Origin of the sequence: Bacillus sp. J14TS2 (assembly GCF_018333015.1) — a bacterium.
Lineage (GTDB): Bacteria > Bacillota > Bacilli > Bacillales > Bacillaceae_C > Lederbergia.
In genome coordinates, this window is record NZ_BORE01000017.1 from 28,996 (window position 1) to 47,814 (window position 18,819).

Here is an 18,819-nt window from a genome sequence, read left to right on the forward strand (position 1 = left end):
ATGAAAATTGAAGTATGGTCGGATTTTGTTTGTCCCTTTTGCTACATCGGGAAGCGCCGTCTAGAACAAGCTTTGGAACAATTCCCCCACCAAGATGAAGTAGAGGTTGAATTCCATAGCTTTGAGCTGGATCCGACAACAGCGAAAGATCAGGAGAAAACGATCCATGAGTCGCTAGCAACGAAATATGGTGTTAGTGTAGACGAAGCCAAGAAGATGAATGAGGGAGTGGCCGAACAAGCCAAGAGTGTTGGGTTGAACTTTCATTTCGATACGATGGTCCCGACCAACACATTCGATGCTCACAGATTAGCACATTTTGCGAAAACGAAGGCGAAAGACAAGGAGATAACCGAAAGACTTCTGCATGGTTACTTTTCAGAGGGAAAAAGGCTAAGTGACTATGAGGTACTAGCCGATTTGGCGGTGGAAGTCGGATTGGATCGGAATGAAGTCCTGCAGGTTCTTCAAAATGAAACAGCTTATGCCGATGAAGTTCGCTATGATGAAAATACCGCCCAACAAATCGGAGTTCGCGGGGTTCCTTTCTTTGTCGTGAACCAAAAATATGCCATCTCAGGTGCACAGCCAATGGAAACCTTTGTTGGTGCCTTGGAGAAGGTATGGCAAGAGGAAAAATCAACTCCAATTTTACAGGACTTATCAGGTGACGCAGATGATGCGGCCTGTGTCGATGGGAATTGTGCCGTTCCAAATGATAAGGAATAACTTTTATAGGCCAAATCTGAAAAGGATTTGGTCTTTTCTTGTGAATTTTATTTTGAATTGCTGAAGTTCTACTCAATGAATGCGCAACTAAAAGGAATTCTGTCTCTTTTTGGAGAATAGTTGTAGTAGACATATTCATTCTAAAAAACGAGGTGACCTATGAAGGAGAAAATAAGATCAGCGTTTAATCAGCTTTCAGAAGCATACGAGCATTCCGTAGATACGGAGAGTCTATATAATATGGAGCTTGAAAGGCCAGCCATGATGCAGCAACTTCCGGAAAATCTGAAACAGATGCAAGTGCTTGATGCTGGATGTGCGGCTGGCTGGTATACGCATGAATTTCTCGCCCGAGGGGCAAAGGTAGCGGCGATGGACGTTAGTCCCGAAATGGTAGAGGCGACAAAGCGGCGTGTAGGGACGAAGGCAGAGGTAAGATGCTTAGATTTAAGTGGAAACTTACCATTTGATGATCATTCCTTTGATTTTATTGTTAGTTCATTAGCACTTCATTATGTGGAAAATTGGAGAAAAACCTTCTCGGAATTTCGACGAATACTAAAACCAAATGGCTTCCTGTTATTCTCTGTCCATCATCCTGCCATGGATATCCACTTATCCCAAAATCAGGCTTATTTTGAGACAGAACTGATCATTGACCACTGGAAGAAAGACGGCCAAACAATAGAAGTCCCTTTTTATAGAAGATCGTTACAAACGATTGTAAATGAAGTGGTCACGTATTTTACAATTGACCAGATCATTGAGCCACAGCCAACTGAACGCTTCAAACAGAAAGCACCTGAGAAATATGAAAGGTTAATGAAAAGTCCTCAATTTCTTATAGTAAAAGCTAAAAATCGCAAATGAAGTGTTCTCCCACGTTTAGTCTAACCAGTAAAAATGGAGGTGCTCTAGATGGAAAATTGTTTAATTTGTAATCGGATCAGCATGATAAAGGAAGGGACGAACCAATACTTTGTGGCTGAACTTGAAACTGGATATGTGGTGATAGGGGATCATCAATATTTCAAGGGCTATACATTATTCTTATGCAAGGAACATCATAAGGAATTACATGAATTAGAGCCCGAATTCAAGAGGAAATTTCTTGTCGAAATGAGTACAGTTTCAGAGGCGGTCTATAAGGCATTCAACCCAATAAAACTAAATTATGAACTGTTGGGGAATGGAGATGCACATATGCATTGGCATATTTTCCCGCGAAGTTCGAATGAGCCAAATCCGACCCACCCTGTCTGGTGGACGCCAAGGGATGAAATGTATTCCGAAGCTGTCAAACCAAATGAGGAAGAGCTAGAAGAGTTAAAGAATCGATTATGGAGTGAATTGAATGAATTGCTTTAGAAAGAAGCGAAAATGAATTGTTATCAATGCAGGACATTTTATTAAGCTTCTAATTCGAATTATAAGATGATATTGTACTAGAATAAGGTTTTTCAAGGGCGGTCAACACCTGTCTCTGATCCGAGAAATCAAGGGATTTCCATACGTTTTCCTTCAAAAATCTTGGATGCAATAAAGGATTGATCTTTTGGAGGGATAAAAAATGAGGCAGATCTGTTTAGTGAGACATGGAGAAACGGATTGGAATGCAATGGGGAAAATTCAAGGGAGGACTGATATTTCGCTTAATGCAACGGGAAGACGGCAAGCGGAAGAATGTGCTCAGTACTTCTCCAATTCAGAATGGGATCGAATCGTTACAAGTCCTTTGAAGCGAGCCAAACAAACGGCGAGCATCTTAAATCAGTCATTGCAGATTCCAGTGATCGAAATGGAGGATTTTGTTGAAAGATGTTATGGAGATGCGGAAGGACTGACAAGGGTAGAAAGACAAAGACTATATCCGAAGGGAAAAAATATATCGAATCAGGAGCCTCGAAACTTGCTTGCCCAGCGTGTCATGAAGGGTATGCAGCGAATTCAGGAAGAGTATCCGAATGAGAAAATCATACTGGTAGCCCATGGAGGCGTGATTAATACGATTTTAGCCGTCTTATCAAATGGTGAAATTGGGTCTGGGAAAACCAAACTAATCAATGCCTGTATCAGCAATCTTCACTTTATGGAAAATCAGTGGAATATTCAAGAATATAATCAAGTTCATCATCTATCACAATATAATGAATACAGGGGAGAACGAAATGAATGATCACCCCATATTTCTTTCCAACGAAAAGGTTTCTTTAAGGGAATTTACAAGTATAGACTGGGAGGCTGTTCATGCATACGCTTCTCTGGAAGAGGCTTGTCGTTATCAGCCTTGGGGGCCAAATACAATGGAAGATTCAAAAGTCTTTGTCGAACAAGTCCTCCAGGCCGCCTGCCAACAACCAAGGAAAAGGTATGCCCTTGCGATTGAGGTAAATGGGAGCATAATTGGGGCTGGAGAAATTAGTGTAGAGGATTTCCAACACCAAGTTGGGGAACTAGCCTATATTGTTCACCCAGCTTATTGGGGGCAAGGCATTGCGACAGAAGTTGCCCGGTTATTAATAGAGTTTGGCTTTAGAGAACTAGGATTACATCGAATTCAAGCTACTTGTGATCAACGAAATATAGGCTCTGCTAAGGTTTTAGAAAAAGTTGGCATGACCAAAGAAGGCAGATTGCGTGAACATTTATTGATTAAAGATGGATGGCGAGATTCGTATCTTTACAGTATTTTAGAATCGGATTGAAAAATAGGATGTTTGACGATAAAAGTCATCCATCCTATTTTTAAAAGGTTTTTATCCTAATCCTTGCTTTAGCCGTCTCTTTGGCATCCATAAATAGGCTAGCAGAGCTCCGACAAAGCTAAGGCAGCCGATTAGGATAAAGCCACCTGAAAGGCCAACATATTCCCCAATCCACCCCGCAATAAATGGTCCGCCGAACATTCCGAGTGAATAGAGCGCCTGGAAAAATCCCATCGCTGAAGCTCTTCTTCCTTCATTGACGGATTGAATCGCCAGCCCCATTAATACTGGCATCATCATGCCTTGGGCGAAACCATTAAAGGCTTGTGTCAAAATCAATAAGCTCAAACTTGTTGTAAAGGGAAGAAGAATTGTACAGATTGCGGCGGCGATAAAGCCAATTAAAATTGTATACCTTTCTCCAAATCTCTTCACAAAAATACTGCCACTAATATAGCCAGCAATCGCATTGGGCAAGGTAGACAGCAAGGTTAATATACTTAGGTCTGCATTGGATGCTCCTAAACTAGTAGCATGTAATGGTGTAAAGCCAAACATTGTCGTAAAAGTAATACACTGAACCACGATTGCTAGTAAGGAGACTGATAACAGTAATTTTTCCCCGCCCATTTTAATTAATTCCTTTACCTCAACAGGCTTCTTTTTTACATCGGCCGGTTTTTCAACAAGCTTTATAGCAAGGATTAAACCAATCAATCCAACAATTGCGCCTAGATAAAAGGGTGCTTGCCATCCAATATAATCGGTTAAAAATCCACCAACTGAAGTAGCAGTCATTTGGCCAATACTTGTGTAAAAACTAATAATGCCCATTGCCTTTGGTGCCTCATCAGCTTCAAAATAACTGGCAAATAAAACAGTAAAGGCTACCCAGCTTGCTGCCGCTACACCTGCAAGTGAGCGAAAGCCGAAAATTGCCCACACATTGGTTGAGAGCGCCAAGCCTAGACAACTTAAAACAGCACAGGCGATTCCCGCAAAAATAAATAACTTACGCTTTCCGATGCGATCAGACCAAATACCTAAAGGGATTCTGACAAGCATTTGCGTGAATCCATAACTACCGACAACCAGTCCAATCATAAAGACGGAGCCCCCAAGGCGCTCTACATAAGGGGAAAGGATGGGTACATACGTATACATGGAAAACCAATACATCATCGTAACTACATAAAATAATATTTTTCCAGATGATTTCACAGGCACACCCCTACCAAATTCTAATAAAATAATATGTATTCTCACACTAATATATACCATGTAGGAAAAGAAGGAAATATATCATCTACTGCTGCGCAAAAAATGTTTAAAAAGAAAAGGAATTTCCCCGGAAATAATCGAAATAGGGAAATATGAATGTATTTGATAGACAGGATGTGAGAAGATGTGTCAAATTATCGCACTTGGTGGTGGGGGATTCTCAATGGAACCAGACAATCCATTATTGGATATTTATATTCTTCAACAATCTAGGAAATCCAATCCGAAAATTTGTCTCCTTCCTACAGCTAGTGGGGATGCAGAATCCTACATAACACGGTTTTACAACTTTTTTGAAAAACAGGCTTGTCAACCATCCCATTTGTCGCTGTTTCGCCCGTCTACAAAGGATTTGGAAAGTTATCTTTTAGACAAAGATATTATTTATGTAGGGGGAGGAAATACGAAAAATTTATTAGCTTTGTGGCGGGATTGGGAAGTTGATATAATTTTAAAAAAGGCATGGGAAAAGGGAATTCTTCTTGCTGGACTAAGTGCTGGATCCATTTGTTGGTTTGAGGAAGGGGGAACCGATTCATATGGAGCTGAGCTTGGCCCGCTGACATGTTTAGGATTTCTAAAAGGAAGTCATTGTCCGCATTATGATGGGGAAGCAGAGCGTAGGCCAACTTATCACGAGCTCATAAAGGAAAGACGAATAAAACCAGGGATCGCAGCCGATGATGGGGTGGCTCTTCATTATGTTGACCAAACGTTAAAGAAAATTGTTAGCTCTAGACGTGATGCGAAAGCTTATGAGGTCTCATTGACCGAAGAAAATGAATTGAAAGCTGAGTTTTTAGGTGCTCGTAACAGTTGAATAAGAAAAGATGTCTAGCAACTTACAAGTGCTAGACATCCTTTCTTCTCTTTTAGTTAATGATTTTCCAAGATCTCACTGACAGTCGATTCTACTTCAGCGCGTCCCATTTTTTCCTCGCCTTTGTTTAATGCTTTTAAAGTCTTTTTAGCAAGAGCGAGCGGGATTTTGCAAAACAGTAGGATGTTTTTCGTATCGATGGATGTGATATACTCGTCCGCCATCTCTAAGTGAGCATGGGCATAGTCAAACATCTCACTTCGTCCCCAATCATCTGGGATAAAATGGACTCCGCGCTCTGCGTCCTCATCTTGATTTCGTAGCATGTTCACTGCTTGCAAGCCGCGACCATATCCAATTGCTAAATCGCGATCTGTTTTTGTCCCATCATACCATTCCCAAATATCCGAAAGCATCACACCAACTAAACCGGCTACATAATAAGTGTAATCATCTAGATCTTCCTTAGTTTTGACAATCCAGTCCTTTTCCACCCATTTTGCCATGCCGTTTGCCATGATACTGGTCGACTCTTTCACTTTATCGATTATATCGGCTGGGCATACTTTTAACCAATCAGGAAGTCTAAGAGTTACTTCAGGTAGAAGTTTTTCATATGGCTTTAACAGCTGTTGATAAACATGGGGATCAAATTTTGTTTGAAGAAGTTGACTAGTCGAACGGAGTAAATGTTGTTTCGTATCAGACGACAACTCTTCATGATCCTCAATTTCATCAATGGCTCGCATGCATAAATAAGCAGCCCCAACTGTTTCTCGGAGCATTGGATTTAACAGTTTAATGGGAATGTAAAAAGTTCTGCTTGTTAACTTTAATATGTGCATGGCCTCTTTTTGTAATGTTGCTCCATAACTCAAGGGGATTCCTCCTTTATCAACAGGTAGTATCTTGTTACATCATCTGTGCTTGTCCGTTCGATCATATTTTATTATACGTACCTTTATCATACACGATTTACTAGGGGAGTTGCTAGAGATAAGTAGGAGAAAATGAGGACAAAGCAATTCTGCCATGATATACACGTCTCGTTCTAGGAAGACGTTATTAATCAAACGTTTGATTAAATTTGAGTATAATAAACTTTTGGGAAATTCGATCGGGAACAATGTGTACAAAATTCCTTTTCGTGTTATATAATTTTTGCCACAAACAGAGGTTATCGTGTATCAAAAAATTTAAATATGAACATACCTGTGATAGACTAGATTATACATAAAATTAGGAAGGAAGCGATTTCATGAATCACGTCACATTGAATAATGGGCTTCGTGCACCGCAATTAGGTTATGGTGTATGGAAGGTACCAAATGAGGAAGCTGAAAATGCTGTCACACAAGCTTTAGAAGCGGGATATCGTTTGGTTGATACGGCCAAAATTTATGGAAATGAAGTCGGAGTTGGCCAGGCGCTTGCAAAGAGTAGTCTATCACGTGAAGACATCTTCCTGACGACAAAAGTCTGGAATGCTGATCAAGGATATGAAACGACATTAAAGGCGATGGACGAAAGTCTTGAGAAACTCGGTTTAGATTACGTTGATCTATACTTGATTCATTGGCCAACACCTAAGTTTGATACATATGTGGAAACGTACAAGGCTTTGGAGAAGCTATATAAAGATGGGCGCACAAAAGCTATTGGTGTATGTAATTTTGATATCGAACATTTGCAACGTATTATGGATGAATGCGATGTTGTCCCAGCCGTGAATCAGGTAGAATGTCATCCGTATTTACAGCAGAAAGAATTAAAGCAATTTTGTAAAGAACATGGCATTTACTTAGAATCCTATAGTCCACTTATGAATGGGACAAAGGTGATTGAAGATCCAGTGATTCAAGAAATTGCTAAGCAACATGGGAAAACACCAGCACAAGTGATTCTTCGCTGGCATGTACAGACTGATGTCATGGTTATTCCTAAAACTGTTACTCCTTCTCGCATGAAAGAAAATCTAGATGTCTTCGATTTTACTCTGTCGGATACAGAGATGGAGAAAATCGCTTCTTTGGATCGCAATGAGCGTCATAATTCTGTTCCCAATGAAATGAATCATAAATAATCAAGAAGCTGATCCTCCATACTTGCATAGTAGGGAGGATTTTTTCTCATTTCTCAAAATTGGAGAACTGGAGTATGGTAAAATGTTATCAAAACAATGATGGGACGGGGGGATCTGGATGTTTGGACAAATAAACGAGAAAAAGAAAAAGTTAGATAGTTTACCTCCAATCCCGAAATATACTTTAAAGAGTTTACAGGAAAAACTACTGCTTGAATGGACATATAACACTAATGCTATAGAGGGTAATACGTTAACACTCAACGAGACAAAGGTAGTGCTAGAAGGAATCACGATTGATGGAAAAACGATGAGGGAGCATTTAGAGGTTATCAACCACCGAGATGCGGTAAAGTGTGTGGAAGAAATTGTACAAAGAGATGAGCCGTTGTCGGAATGGCAAATAAAAAATCTCCATCGTCTTATTTTAAAAGGAATTGATGACGATTATGCAGGTGTATACCGTGACCAACAGGTATTGATTGCTGGAGCCAACCATGTTCCTCCCGATCACTTCCTAATTAAGGAGCAAATGGAACAATGTGTAGAGTGGGCAAGAGGAGAGGCATTAGACTTACATCCAGTTGAAAGAGCGGCCATGTTACATAGGATCGTCGTTGGTATTCACCCATTCATTGACGGAAATGGACGTACTTCCCGCTTATTATTGAATTTAGAATTGATGAAAGCAGGTTTTCCACCCAGTGTCATCAAAGTGGAAAATCGATTAGCTTATTATGAAGCATTAGATAAAGCCCATACTGCGAGTAATGACGATGATTTTATCCAGCTAGTCATAAAGGAAGTGGAAAATTCATTGGATTTGTATTTGAGTGTTCTTTCTTGAGCAACACCGCTTAAACGGGGGGAAAGAGATGAAAGAATGGAGCGGATCAGCCGCCATTTGTATTAATGAATATCAACAAGTACTTATGATCAGGGGCAAGGAAACGGATTTATGGGCAGTGCCATCCGGAGGGATAGAAGAGGGAGAGACACCGGAGCAGTGCTGTATAAGAGAAGTGAAAGAAGAAACGGGATATACAGTGAAAATCCTTCAGTCTCTATTCATAAAACATACGGATATCAACAAGATTCAAGTAAAAACTCATTATTTTCTTGTTCAAGCGATAGGAGAGAGCCAAGGAATTCAGGATCCAGATAACATTATTGAAGAAAAAGCGTGGAAGTCTCTGATAGATATTCAAACACTTAAACATATGTATCCTGAGGATTTGCAGACTTTGGAATCGTTGCTGGAGGAAATGTAAGGGAATTCATATTGGAAGGGGGTTTTTAGGAAATGAGTGATCTCTTAGTATTATTCATTATTGCCATATTGGGCGGTGTTGTATTCTTTTTAGGGTTCGGCTCCATTGTATTTAGAAGGTTGAAGGATCCAGAAGAGAAATTGGAAAAAAGAATAGAAAATCTGGAACAGGAAGTGGAACATTTAGATCATAAGAAATAGAATTGATAAAATTATTTTTTCTTCCCCGTATCTTTTTGGTATCTCTAATCGTTTAGTAAAGTGAGAGGTGCTAAAGGAGTGAAAGAAATGGTTAGAAAGCATACTTATCCAGCCAAGCAATATTCCCATCACCGAATAGGACAGAAGATCGTAAGTTTGTATCCAGAATTATTGCCATATTGCCATCATTTGGCACAAAACAAATGGGACGGAGAGGATATCGCACAAGAAGTGATGGTGAAAGTGTTAAAACACTATGCTCATAAAGATGAAGTCTCTCCTGCCCTATTGAAAAAAATGGCCTATAATCTATGGATTGACACCGTTCGAAAAAGGAAACATGAGACAACGCATACTGTAACGGACTTCATTGCAGATCATAATAGTCCTCATTCTGTGATGGATGAAATTGATTATCTAATCCGTGCATTAACGCCGAAACAAGCTGTGATAGTACTGTTAAAAGAAGGCTTTCAGTTTCAATTAAAAGAAATTGCTGCTTTCCTGAACACGTCTGAAACAGCTGTAAAGGCGAGCATTCATCGTGCCAAAAAAAGAATGGAGAAAAAAGAAGAAAAAGAAGACTTTTCGAATGACTTATACTGGGATGAGGAAGAACGGGAACGGCTTTATGAGCTCTTCCAGCAAACGATAACATCACAGGATCCAACAGACTTAATCCAAGCTATTCCCTCTATTCGTATATTGACAAAGGAGACAGACGTGCCTTCTATGCGATTACGGGAAACATATGCCTATCCAAATCATTCTCCTTCTAGCACCCTCACAATGGCTGCGTAGCTAATCAATTATAAAGGAGGATGGGATAGATGAATCCAATTCCATATGTTATTGAACAATCCAGTCATGGGGAGCGTTCTTATGATATCTACTCTCGGTTATTAAAGGATCGTATTATTATGATTGGTGAAGAAATCAATGATGCCATGGCTAATACGATTGTTGCCCAATTGTTATTTCTAGAAGCGGACAATCGGGAGAAGGATATCTCGCTGTATATTAACAGCCCTGGAGGATCAACAAGCGCTGGATTTGCGATATTAGATACGATGGAATATATCCAACCTGATGTGAGGACGATTTGTACAGGGATGGCGGCATCATTTGGGGCTCTGCTTCTTCTGGCCGGTACTAAAGGCAAACGACTTGCACTTCCAAATAGTGAAATCATGATCCACCAGCCATTAGGAGGAGCAAGAGGGCAAGCAACCGATATTGAAATCTCTGCAAAAAGAATTTTAAAGCTGAAGGACCAAACGAACAAAATGATTGCAGAAAGAACCGGGCAACCATTTGAAAAAGTGAAAAGAGATACAGATCGGGATCATTTTATGAGTGCAGAAGAAGCAAAAGAGTATGGGATTATTGATGAAATTTTAAGGTGAATATAAAAGAAATCGTGTGAAGTAAAATAACGGAGGGGGATTCCCCACCGTTATTTTTTCACCAACTTCAAGTTTTAACTAAGGACCGTGAGTTCAAATCGAAAATACAGCCACATTAATAAGAATAGACAGATGTTAATTTTCTGCCGATAAAATTAGCAGATACAGGACTTAGATCTAGCTCTCGTGCCCAAATAGAAAATTGCCCAATATGATGAATTTCATGTGCAATTATATGATGTAATATTTCATCTTTAGTGTATTTGTTTTTATCCCAAGGAACTGTAATAAATTCATCCTTTACTACATCAAAACTTGTCTTTAAAAATTGAACTATTTCGTATCTAGTTGTATGTGAAAGAGTTTTAACCTGTTCAATTGTAGAATAATCTGTAAAATTAAAGACTATATCTTCCTTACCTTGAATACCACGAATCCAACTATATTCAACATCGATAATGTGAAAGAGAGTATATAAAATACTGCCAACCCCACCTATACGATCTTTTAACAACTCTTCTGCGGATAATTGATTACACCAGGTAAACCATTCATCTCTAACTTGCCAGTTATACTCAAAAAAATGCAGCATTGTTAACACGCTCCAATAATTTGTTTTACCCCAACGGTTGGTTGATAGAAAGATAAAGAAAAGGGGCTGTCCAATAAGTATTCAGCAACAAAAAAGGAAGGGAGAAATGAAATATCCCTCCTTCTTTTTCAAACGCTAAGAAAATCTCCAAAAACGGCGACACGCCTGCGGGAATAGCATCAGCTGAAGACCCCACAGCGAAGCGAGGAGGCTGAAGCTACCCCTGAGGCAAGGGAGCCTTTTTGGAGATTTTCGACTTTGGGGATAGCCCCTTATTTTTTCACCAACTCAATAAATTGTTCAAGTTTATCTAATGAACGTAAATTCTGGTTGCATGTTAAACTATCCGTGCAAATATAATTTCCGCGATTTGTGTAGGTTTCTTTGCCACTTTTGACGTTGGCCATAAATAATCCAACTTCTTCGTGACCATTACATAGGGCACAAATCCCCTTTGTTGGCTGGCGAAAGGTTCCATGGATGCCCAGTAACTTTCCCTTATAGTCGAAAATAAGGAATTTCTTCTCCGAACGGATATCATACCAGCCCAAGTAGGTCAGCTCTCTAGGATCTACCTCATCCAAGGGTGGGAGCTTTAACTTTTTAGCCTTAGGAAACAATTTACTTACTGTTTTTTCCGTTATAGTCTTGAATGGAATAACATATTCCTTTAGCTCAGTTAAAAATTGTTCGGCTTGCTTTTCTTCCTTAATGTCCGTGATTTTATTGAAAAACGTCTGCTTTTGCTCAATCTCTGGAAACAAACCCATCACTTTATCGAAGGCCCCATATTTTACCGCCTTGAGGACATTTGGATCGTTCACAGTGGCATGTGCAGACACAAGGTTTTTCACTTGAAATTTTATAAACTGATATTGCTCACTTCGAATAAATGCTTCTATTTTCATATGGCTTTTCATACTTGTCAGCTCCTTATTATAGTTGATTGAAATAAGGGGCAAAGCCATTATAGTCAGGCGACTTTTATTTGATTGTCCACCTCATGCAAAGAATCGCCTGTTTCATAATAGGCTTTGCATGAGACGCTACCAATTCTGGCGGCAGGTTACTCGCCATCGTCTATCACCTCCGGTAAACATGTTCGTATTATACAACAGAATGAAAGGATCTTAAACCCCGTTAAAAGGATTTTTCCAGCTTAGAATCGAATATAGGATAGTAAAGATAAACAATTGGAGGGATGAAATGAGCAGTCTTATATCATTAGATCACGTGACTTTTTCGCTAAAAGAACCGCATGACTTTGCTTGGCTCCAAGCTCTAGGTGAGGTGTTCACTGTTTTTGCTGAACAGGATTCGGGTAACTTGAGCTTTGGTGTTGAAAAGAATGGACTAAAACATTTTATTAAATATGCTGGCGCCAGGCCTATTCACTTTTCTGGGGAGCCGCAAGAAGCGATCACAAGGTTAAAAGATGCCATTCCCATTTATGAAAATTTACGACATTCACACTTAGTAAACCTCGTCGATCATTTTCAGCTTGAGAATGGGTATGTGCTCGTATTTGACTGGTTTGAGGGAGAAGGATTGCATCCGCATTGGAAATTTCCTCCTCCACTGAAATATGAAGATCCAGATTCTCCATTTTTCCGTTTTCGGCAATTGTCCATTGAATATCGACTTGAGGCATTACGGGATATTTTTGATTTCCATGTCCATGTAGAAGAGAAGGAATATGTAGCGGTTGATTTTTATGATGGCAGTCTGTTGTATGATTTCACGAACCAGCGGATGAGAATATGTGATATTGATTTGTATCAGCAAAAGCCTTACATCAATACAATGGGCAGACTTTGGGGCTCATCTCGATTTATGTCTCCCGAGGAATTTACTGCAGGGGCTGAAATTGATGAAAAAACAAATGTGTTTTTAATGGGAGCAACGGCATTCGCGTTAGTCGGTGGAGAACTCGATCGCTCAATTCAAAAATGGGAGGCATCTCAGGCATTATACGAAGTAGCCATGAAAGCTGTTGAAAAAGAGCGGGATGATCGCTATGCAAGTGTGAAGGAATTTGTCCAAGCATGGGAAGAAGCTTTGGGAAGTGAGAAAAATAATGAAAAAACCTAATTTGGTCTTAGATATTGCCGGCGTATTGGCTACTAATTTCTCACCCTTATTTTGGCACCACTTATCTACCACTTATGATGTGCAGTATGAAGAATTGCTCAAATTTAGAAAAGGGGTTCGTGAAGAATTATGGACAGGGCAGATCACGGAACAAGCTTTTTGGACAAAATTACAGAGGCTAGTTCCTAACCTTCAAATGGAAGCGGCTAAAGAGCAATTATTATCGATGATTACCCCTTTACCTGCTGTGGAAGAGATTCCTGGTTGGAGTGGGATTGCGAACATTCATCTGCTAAGCAATCATCGACTCGAATGGATCGAACATATTATTAATCCGCTCCAAGCTTATGTAACAAGTGTAACGATTTCCGCTGAAGCTGGCGTTTGTAAACCAGAAATGGTCATATATGAAAAAACTCAAACCTACCTAAAAAACAATGGAACTGTGTTATTTGTTGATGATCAGGAGAAAAATTTTACAGGGGCAGCAGAATTAGGTTGGAACACGCTGCTTGCCGATGAGCGGGGAGAATGGACGGGATAGTTTCTGCGCTGTTAAAATCATACGATAAAGAAAAGTAGAAGCGCAAAAGAACATAGTGGTGATAGTATCACGTTTTAAAGGGGGACTTCCAATATTTATACATACGATTACACCAAGTATAATAGAAAGGAAAATTTGCTATGATGCGGCGATTGTAGAGTATCCTTGTTCTTTATTGTATGCGGACAAGAAGCAGGCTGTTCTTTTTCATAAGGTCCAGAAGTCTTTTTCGATGGTGACAGAACAAGAAACCTTAACCATCCCAGTAGGGAGTTATACGCTGGCTTATTATTGGCAAGATCGTCCTTATAATTTGTACATTTGGCGAGACAAGAATGGCCATTATTTGGGGTCCTATTTTAATATTGTGAAAAACACCTCTATCACGGACTCCCTTATCACTTTTGAAGATTTGATTATCGATGTTTTGGTTTTTCCGAATGGTGATTGGTATGTTTTAGATGAGGAAGAGCTGCCTGTGGCGCTTGCCGAATTTGAAAATGGGTATGTTCATCAATCCTTACACGTACTAACACATGGACTTGATGACCTGCTTTTGCCAATTTTAACAGAGGGAAAAACGAGATTTAGGCATGAATCGCTTTTTGCTTTATTGAATGAGAATAAATAATCCTCCTATTCCAAGGTGCCAATCAATGGGCTTTGGCTCTCAAACGGAGGAGTTCCTAGTAGCTCTAGAAGGCTGGCAATGATTTAGAAAGAAAGCTAGGTTGTGATACCAGATACTACAACTTGTCTGCAGATGAACTGAAAGGGTGATCCTGTTCACGAAGGTGACCAATCAAGGCGGCAACCAAACTATTTTGGAGGGATTTTGCCTAGTATCTGCTTGTTTTTTAAAAGTGTTTAAGCCCGAATACAATGGGCATGCTTTTAATATTCACGGCTATAATGATCTTCCAGAAACAGGCCAGATCGTATTATAAGATCAGTCAGAAATGTATTTTCTGGTTGATCTTATTCTATTTACTGCACAATATTACCTTTGAATGCCAGAGGAACGTGAGTATGATGAAAAAAAATTAGAGTTAACTATTGACTCTCCTCTAGGGGGAGGCTCTAAAGTCATTGATGAGGTGGTTAAAATGCTGTACACGGTAAAGGAAATGTCACAAATGGCGAACGTGACAATTAAGACATTGCATTATTATCACAAGATCGGCATTTTGTTGCCATGTAAGGTAAGTGAAGCCGGCTATCGCCTTTATGGAATGAAAGAGCTTGAACGTTTACAAGAAATTCTGTTTTATCGTGAACTGGATTTTTCCCTTGAAAAAATCAAACAAATTCTTGATGGGAAGCCCGATCGATTGTCAATTTTGTCTAAGCAGAGAAAGCTGATTTTTGCACGTAAGCAAAGGCTGGAACAGCTTGTTCAGACATTGGATGTATCGATAGAGCACACGCGGAAAGGGGAAGTTATGAACAAATCAGCACTATTTAAAGGATTTGAAAGCGAAGAGGAATGGAAGGAAGCATTGTCCGAACAATATGAGTATTTGAACGAAAAATACGGCTACGATTTACATGTAGAAACCCCAATTGACGTGAAATCTATGAACGAATCGGCTTTGGAGGCAAAACTTTTTATGGGTGGGATGGCTCAGTCACTGAAGGATGGATTAAGGGTTGATGATAAAAAAGTACAACAGTTGATTTACAATCATCTTGACTTCTTGAATGATCATGGACATGAAATAACGGCTGCAGACTTTGCAAAGCAAACAAGATTCTTTTTGAATGATGATTTACACCTTAAAATGCTTGAAAGTCAACAACAAGGTCTTTCCTATTATTTATGTATTGCAGCCCAGACATTTGAATCTACAAAGAAATAATCTGGACAGGGAGGAATACTTAAATGGATAAATTTAGTTCAAAGTCTTCCGATGCTAATTTAGCTATTCACACGAAAAATTTAACAAAAACATATCGTGGAGGCGTACAAGCACTAAATGGATTATCTTTTTCCGTAAAGGCAGGAACTATTTTTGCACTGCTTGGCCCGAATGGTGCAGGCAAATCAACTGTGGTAAAAATCTTGACTACATTATCACATCCAGATAGTGGGGAAGCCCAGGTGGCAGGTATCGATGTCAATCGTGATTCAAATGCGGTTCGCAGGGCAATCGGATGTGTCTCACAGCAGTCTGGTGTTTCTCCCGATGCGACTGGTCGTGATAATCTTACTCTGCAAGGGCAATTGTATGGTTTGCGAGGTCGTCTCCTGAAAGAACGTGTATCCGAGTTACTGAAGTATTTTAATCTTGATGAGGCAGCTGATCGTCTTAGCATCACTTATTCTGGCGGAATGCGCCGAAAGCTTGATATCGCCATGGGATTGATTCATCGTCCACAGGTCCTTTTTCTTGATGAACCAACCATCGGGCTAGATCCCGAGGCACGTACCTCCTTGTGGGAAATTATATCTAGTCTGTCTAAAGAGCGGGGAATGACGATTCTTTTTACCACACATTATTTGGAAGAAGCTGATCATCTGGCAGACCAGCTGGCGATTGTTAATTCCGGGAAAACTATCGCTGAGGGAACCCCCGAGGGATTGAAAAAAGAATTAAAAGGTGATGCCATTCATATTGAGCTGGTCGATCTTGAATCTGTTTCGGAAGAGTCTGTTCACCATGCTCTTGCAAAAGTTGCATCCGTACACGAAGTTTTATTGGAAAAACCATCTCTCCACATATGGGCGGAGAGCGGTTCGTCGACCTTGCCAACCGTTTTGACCTCACTGGAAGCCACAGGGATCAAGGTAGCCTCCGCGGTAGTAGCCCGTCCGTCACTTGACGACGTTTATTTACGATACACCGGACAATCACTTAAAGAAACTCGGGAGGGAGTGGTATGATGATGGCTTTCCTTCAACATACCTGGTACATGACCTGGCGTCATATGAAACCGATGCTTCGCAGACCGATCATGATTGTGATGTCAATGATTCAGCCTATCGTTTGGCTGTTACTCTTTAGCGGCTTATTTAGAAAGGTTGTCGACATTCCCGGATTCGAAACTGATTCTTATATTTCCTTTCTTCTTCCTGGCATTATTGTAATGAATGCTTTGTTTGTCGGAGTTTTTACCGGAATGGGAACAGTGATAGATTTGAATAACGGCGTCATTGATCGTTTTCTGATCTCGCCGGTTGAGCGTGTCACATTTATTCTGGGCAAATTGATTCAACAGGCCGTACTTTTTGTGGTCCAGTCATTGATTCTTATTGTGCTTTCAGTTATGATCGGTGCCAAATTCTCTGGTCCGATATATGGTGTTTTCATTGTCATTGCAGGTGCTGTTTTGTTGGGTGTCGCCGTAGGTGCCCTTTCCATTGGCTTTGCGTTAATCACACGGAGAATTGAATCAATGGTGAGTATGATGCAATTTATCACATTGCCTTTAATGTTTCTTTCGTCGGCTCTTATGCCCCAGGATCTTGCTCCTGCATGGATGAAAGTCGTTGGCTATTTCAATCCGGTTAATTGGGCTGTACTAACTGGACGAAATGCGTTTCGTACCAACGCCGATTGGGAAGTCGTACTGCTGAACGGGAGCTTTGTCCTCGTTTTTGCGATTGTATGTGTGCTGTTATCCACCCGGGCATTTCGAGCTTATCAAAGATCAGTATAAATTATGCAAATTCAATTTATCTTTTGGGTTTTCGGAATCCCCTTATCGTTCTTCTGGAAAGGTTTAAAAAGGTTTAACCGTTTTAAATCTGTTAAGATAACCTTTTCTGTTGCCTAAGGCTTAGTGTGGGGACATTCGAGCTAGCTGGATTCGCTCCCGACCGCAATATTGTCTACCGCTAATTTATAGAACCATGTTTGAGGTTGTTTGGGACATTGAGGCTGCATAAGAAGCGATGTTGCGAAACTACAAGATAGATTAGTCTAAGTTTAAAGTAAAGTCGTACGGTTTAAAACAAAGATATTCGTTTATAAAAGTGGCCCCTTTTTACCCCTTTGGAGTAATTTCTCTAAAGGGGTTTCTAATAGCATAAATAATAGGAGATTATACTGCAAACGGTCCCCTTTTAAAATAGATATGTAAACATCTATTTTAAAAGGGGACCGTAGGAAATAAAGGGATATTCCTTTATTTGTAGAAGTAAATAGAGGTGATGTTTGAATTTATGGAGATTTTAATAACATTTAAATCATACAAATGGGAAAGAACTGAGAATGAACTCAATAAAAAGGGGAAAATATTAGCCAGAAGGAATGTAAACAGTCAATCCTTACTTAATGGGTGACAATGTGCATAGCTAATACACTTATCCTTAGTTTTTTTAGGAGAGTATTAAAAAAATGAAACATAAACCAGGAAAATTATACGAAACTCATTTATATGAACCGATTCAAAACTATTTTATCCAACGTGATTATGAGGTTTATGGAGAAGTTAACCATTGTGACTTAATTGCTGTAAAAGAGAATGAGCTTATTATTGTTGAGCTAAAGCTTCATTTAAGTGTGGAACTCCTTATACAAGCTACCATAAGACAACGCTTATCTGACCTCGTTTATATCGCTATTCCAAAACCCAAATACAGCCTATTCTCGAAGAAATGGAAAAACATATGTTACTTGATAAGGAGACTTGAGCTAGGTCTAATCATCGTTTCAATTGAACAGGACCAGGTTGACATAAAAATCTCCCCATCCTCTTTTGATCGAAAAAAGAGCATGGACAGGAGCAGGAACAAAAGAAGCCAGCTTCTAAATGAACTTAAGGGAAGGCATGGGGATCATAATATAGGTGGGAGTCATAATACAAAGATTATGACGGCATACAAAGAAAACTGTATCCACATCGCTTGTTGCCTTGAACATTTTGGCCCGTTATCGCCTAAAGCCCTTCGTCAATTGGGGACAGGAGAGAAGACCTTATCCATACTCAATAAAAACTATTATGGTTGGTTTAATAGAATTCGCAGAGGAACTTACGGCATAAGCGAACTAGGAAAAAAAGAGATACATGAATACCCAGAACTTGTTCGTTATTATTTAGAATTAGTAGGGAATTCGTCTGATTAATGATTTGCTTATGAAAGAGAAATAATCG

General features: G+C 39.8%; 23 protein-coding genes. 19 read left to right on the plus strand and 4 right to left on the minus strand.

The features are described from left to right. The 5 genes from KI375_RS21650 to KI375_RS21670 all read left to right on the plus strand — a co-directional run bounded on the left by KI375_RS21650 (window position 1) and on the right by KI375_RS21670 (window position 3,434). Window positions 1-729 carry a DsbA family oxidoreductase gene (locus KI375_RS21650; protein ID WP_212975483.1) on the plus strand — a complete coding sequence of 243 codons (729 nt, stop codon included), beginning with the start codon at window positions 1-3 and terminating at the stop codon, window positions 727-729. Between the two features lie 159 nt (window positions 730-888). Then, window positions 889-1,599, plus strand: coding sequence for a class I SAM-dependent methyltransferase (locus KI375_RS21655; RefSeq protein WP_212975484.1), 711 nt, complete (start codon window positions 889-891; stop codon window positions 1,597-1,599). A 48-nt stretch (window positions 1,600-1,647) separates the two neighbouring features. Further along, window positions 1,648-2,097, plus strand: a complete 450-nt coding sequence (locus KI375_RS21660) for an HIT family protein (RefSeq protein WP_212975485.1) — start codon at window positions 1,648-1,650, stop codon at window positions 2,095-2,097. A 202-nt stretch (window positions 2,098-2,299) separates the two neighbouring features. After that, entirely contained in the window at window positions 2,300-2,905 is a 606-nt protein-coding gene (locus KI375_RS21665; RefSeq protein ID WP_212975486.1) for a histidine phosphatase family protein, read from the plus strand. Continuing rightward, window positions 2,898-3,434, plus strand: a complete 537-nt coding sequence (locus KI375_RS21670) for a GNAT family N-acetyltransferase (protein ID WP_212975487.1) — start codon at window positions 2,898-2,900, stop codon at window positions 3,432-3,434. Before KI375_RS21665 ends, KI375_RS21670 begins: the two co-directional genes overlap by 8 nt. A 51-nt stretch (window positions 3,435-3,485) precedes the next feature. Here KI375_RS21670 and KI375_RS21675 read toward each other — a convergent pair whose 3' ends face one another. Then, complete coding sequence (locus KI375_RS21675; protein ID WP_212975488.1) at window positions 3,486-4,655, minus strand: MFS transporter; 1,170 nt, start codon at window positions 4,653-4,655, stop codon at window positions 3,486-3,488. 184 nt (window positions 4,656-4,839) lie between these two features. Here KI375_RS21675 and KI375_RS21680 point away from each other — a divergent pair, with 184 nt between their 5' ends. Next, the gene (locus KI375_RS21680) at window positions 4,840-5,535 is read left to right on the plus strand and encodes a Type 1 glutamine amidotransferase-like domain-containing protein (protein ID WP_212975489.1); all 696 of its coding nucleotides are present in this window, start codon (window positions 4,840-4,842) and stop codon (window positions 5,533-5,535) included. 56 nt (window positions 5,536-5,591) lie between these two features. Here the strand turns inward: KI375_RS21680 and KI375_RS21685 are convergent, their stop codons facing one another. Further along, window positions 5,592-6,413 (minus strand): squalene/phytoene synthase family protein, encoded by an 822-nt coding sequence (locus KI375_RS21685; protein WP_244852924.1) that lies wholly within the window; start codon window positions 6,411-6,413, stop codon window positions 5,592-5,594. A gap of 380 nt (window positions 6,414-6,793) precedes the next feature. On the opposite strand from KI375_RS21685, the gene KI375_RS21690 reads away from it, so the two are divergent. The 6 genes from KI375_RS21690 (at window position 6,794) to clpP (ending at window position 10,495) form a co-directional block, all read left to right on the plus strand. Further along, window positions 6,794-7,618: an aldo/keto reductase gene (locus tag KI375_RS21690; protein WP_212975490.1), complete on the plus strand. Its 825-nt coding sequence runs from the start codon at window positions 6,794-6,796 to the stop codon at window positions 7,616-7,618. Window positions 7,619-7,736: 118 nt separating this feature from the next. Further along, a complete protein-coding gene (locus KI375_RS21695) occupies window positions 7,737-8,465 on the plus strand; it encodes a Fic family protein (RefSeq protein WP_212975491.1) in 729 nt (242 codons plus the stop codon). Between the two features lie 28 nt (window positions 8,466-8,493). Continuing rightward, window positions 8,494-8,889, plus strand: a complete 396-nt coding sequence (locus tag KI375_RS21700) for an NUDIX hydrolase (RefSeq protein WP_212975492.1) — start codon at window positions 8,494-8,496, stop codon at window positions 8,887-8,889. Between the two features lie 32 nt (window positions 8,890-8,921). Beyond that, on the plus strand, window positions 8,922-9,089 hold the full coding sequence (locus KI375_RS21705) for a hypothetical protein (RefSeq protein ID WP_212975493.1): 168 nt from the start codon (window positions 8,922-8,924) through the stop codon (window positions 9,087-9,089). A gap of 87 nt (window positions 9,090-9,176) precedes the next feature. Continuing rightward, window positions 9,177-9,890 carry a sigma-70 family RNA polymerase sigma factor gene (locus tag KI375_RS21710; protein ID WP_212975494.1) on the plus strand — a complete coding sequence of 238 codons (714 nt, stop codon included), beginning with the start codon at window positions 9,177-9,179 and terminating at the stop codon, window positions 9,888-9,890. A gap of 29 nt (window positions 9,891-9,919) precedes the next feature. Next, window positions 9,920-10,495 carry an ATP-dependent Clp endopeptidase proteolytic subunit ClpP gene (gene clpP / locus KI375_RS21715; RefSeq protein ID WP_212975495.1) on the plus strand — a complete coding sequence of 192 codons (576 nt, stop codon included), beginning with the start codon at window positions 9,920-9,922 and terminating at the stop codon, window positions 10,493-10,495. Window positions 10,496-10,610: 115 nt separating this feature from the next. On the opposite strand, the gene KI375_RS21720 is transcribed toward clpP, so the two are convergent. Both KI375_RS21720 and KI375_RS21725 read right to left on the minus strand, forming a co-directional pair. After that, on the minus strand, window positions 10,611-11,087 hold the full coding sequence (locus tag KI375_RS21720) for a DinB family protein (protein ID WP_212975496.1): 477 nt from the start codon (window positions 11,085-11,087) through the stop codon (window positions 10,611-10,613). Window positions 11,088-11,359: 272 nt separating this feature from the next. Further along, window positions 11,360-12,007: a FusB/FusC family EF-G-binding protein gene (locus KI375_RS21725; protein WP_244852926.1), complete on the minus strand. Its 648-nt coding sequence runs from the start codon at window positions 12,005-12,007 to the stop codon at window positions 11,360-11,362. Window positions 12,008-12,293: 286 nt separating this feature from the next. Between KI375_RS21725 and KI375_RS21730 the strand changes: the two genes are divergently transcribed. From KI375_RS21730 to KI375_RS21760, 7 genes are all read left to right on the plus strand, one after another. Next, on the plus strand, window positions 12,294-13,178 hold the full coding sequence (locus KI375_RS21730; RefSeq protein WP_212975497.1) for a serine/threonine-protein kinase: 885 nt from the start codon (window positions 12,294-12,296) through the stop codon (window positions 13,176-13,178). After that, window positions 13,165-13,722 (plus strand): HAD family hydrolase, encoded by a 558-nt coding sequence (locus tag KI375_RS21735; RefSeq protein WP_244852929.1) that lies wholly within the window; start codon window positions 13,165-13,167, stop codon window positions 13,720-13,722. Before KI375_RS21730 ends, KI375_RS21735 begins: the two co-directional genes overlap by 14 nt. Window positions 13,723-13,813: 91 nt before the next feature. Continuing rightward, complete coding sequence (locus KI375_RS21740) at window positions 13,814-14,353, plus strand: ribonuclease FAU-1 family protein (protein ID WP_244852946.1); 540 nt, start codon at window positions 13,814-13,816, stop codon at window positions 14,351-14,353. A 475-nt stretch (window positions 14,354-14,828) separates the two neighbouring features. Further along, a complete protein-coding gene (locus KI375_RS21745) occupies window positions 14,829-15,581 on the plus strand; it encodes a MerR family transcriptional regulator (RefSeq protein ID WP_212975499.1) in 753 nt (250 codons plus the stop codon). 23 nt (window positions 15,582-15,604) lie between these two features. Next, window positions 15,605-16,606, plus strand: a complete 1,002-nt coding sequence (locus tag KI375_RS21750; protein ID WP_212975500.1) for an ATP-binding cassette domain-containing protein — start codon at window positions 15,605-15,607, stop codon at window positions 16,604-16,606. Then, window positions 16,603-17,382, plus strand: coding sequence for an ABC transporter permease (locus KI375_RS21755; protein WP_212975501.1), 780 nt, complete (start codon window positions 16,603-16,605; stop codon window positions 17,380-17,382). The genes KI375_RS21750 and KI375_RS21755 overlap by 4 nt, the downstream gene beginning before the upstream one ends. Window positions 17,383-18,062: 680 nt before the next feature. Further along, a complete protein-coding gene (locus KI375_RS21760; protein WP_212975502.1) occupies window positions 18,063-18,791 on the plus strand; it encodes a DUF2161 domain-containing phosphodiesterase in 729 nt (242 codons plus the stop codon). Window positions 18,792-18,819 lie beyond the last annotated feature (28 nt).

Excerpts from the sequence above, each read along its gene's own strand:
- KI375_RS21650 (WP_212975483.1), top strand. The coding sequence starts at position 1 with ATGAAAATTGAAGTATGGTCGGATTTTGTTTGTCCCTTTTGCTACATC.
- KI375_RS21760 (WP_212975502.1), top strand. The coding sequence starts at position 18,063 with ATGAAACATAAACCAGGAAAATTATACGAAACTCATTTATATGAACCG.
- KI375_RS21665 (WP_212975486.1), top strand. The coding sequence starts at position 2,300 with ATGAGGCAGATCTGTTTAGTGAGACATGGAGAAACGGATTGGAATGCA.
- KI375_RS21755 (WP_212975501.1), top strand. The coding sequence starts at position 16,603 with ATGATGATGGCTTTCCTTCAACATACCTGGTACATGACCTGGCGTCAT.
- KI375_RS21690 (WP_212975490.1), top strand. The coding sequence starts at position 6,794 with ATGAATCACGTCACATTGAATAATGGGCTTCGTGCACCGCAATTAGGT.
- KI375_RS21655 (WP_212975484.1), top strand. The coding sequence starts at position 889 with ATGAAGGAGAAAATAAGATCAGCGTTTAATCAGCTTTCAGAAGCATAC.
- KI375_RS21710 (WP_212975494.1), top strand. The coding sequence starts at position 9,177 with ATGGTTAGAAAGCATACTTATCCAGCCAAGCAATATTCCCATCACCGA.
- KI375_RS21670 (WP_212975487.1), top strand. The coding sequence starts at position 2,898 with ATGAATGATCACCCCATATTTCTTTCCAACGAAAAGGTTTCTTTAAGG.
- KI375_RS21705 (WP_212975493.1), top strand. The coding sequence starts at position 8,922 with ATGAGTGATCTCTTAGTATTATTCATTATTGCCATATTGGGCGGTGTT.
- KI375_RS21750 (WP_212975500.1), top strand. The coding sequence starts at position 15,605 with ATGGATAAATTTAGTTCAAAGTCTTCCGATGCTAATTTAGCTATTCAC.
- KI375_RS21660 (WP_212975485.1), top strand. The coding sequence starts at position 1,648 with ATGGAAAATTGTTTAATTTGTAATCGGATCAGCATGATAAAGGAAGGG.
- KI375_RS21745 (WP_212975499.1), top strand. The coding sequence starts at position 14,829 with ATGCTGTACACGGTAAAGGAAATGTCACAAATGGCGAACGTGACAATT.
- KI375_RS21700 (WP_212975492.1), top strand. The coding sequence starts at position 8,494 with ATGAAAGAATGGAGCGGATCAGCCGCCATTTGTATTAATGAATATCAA.
- KI375_RS21720 (WP_212975496.1), bottom strand. The coding sequence starts at position 11,087 with ATGCTGCATTTTTTTGAGTATAACTGGCAAGTTAGAGATGAATGGTTT.
- KI375_RS21730 (WP_212975497.1), top strand. The coding sequence starts at position 12,294 with ATGAGCAGTCTTATATCATTAGATCACGTGACTTTTTCGCTAAAAGAA.
- KI375_RS21680 (WP_212975489.1), top strand. The coding sequence starts at position 4,840 with ATGTGTCAAATTATCGCACTTGGTGGTGGGGGATTCTCAATGGAACCA.
- KI375_RS21735 (WP_244852929.1), top strand. The coding sequence starts at position 13,165 with ATGAAAAAACCTAATTTGGTCTTAGATATTGCCGGCGTATTGGCTACT.
- KI375_RS21695 (WP_212975491.1), top strand. The coding sequence starts at position 7,737 with ATGTTTGGACAAATAAACGAGAAAAAGAAAAAGTTAGATAGTTTACCT.
- clpP (WP_212975495.1), top strand. The coding sequence starts at position 9,920 with ATGAATCCAATTCCATATGTTATTGAACAATCCAGTCATGGGGAGCGT.
- KI375_RS21725 (WP_244852926.1), bottom strand. The coding sequence starts at position 12,007 with ATGAAAAGCCATATGAAAATAGAAGCATTTATTCGAAGTGAGCAATAT.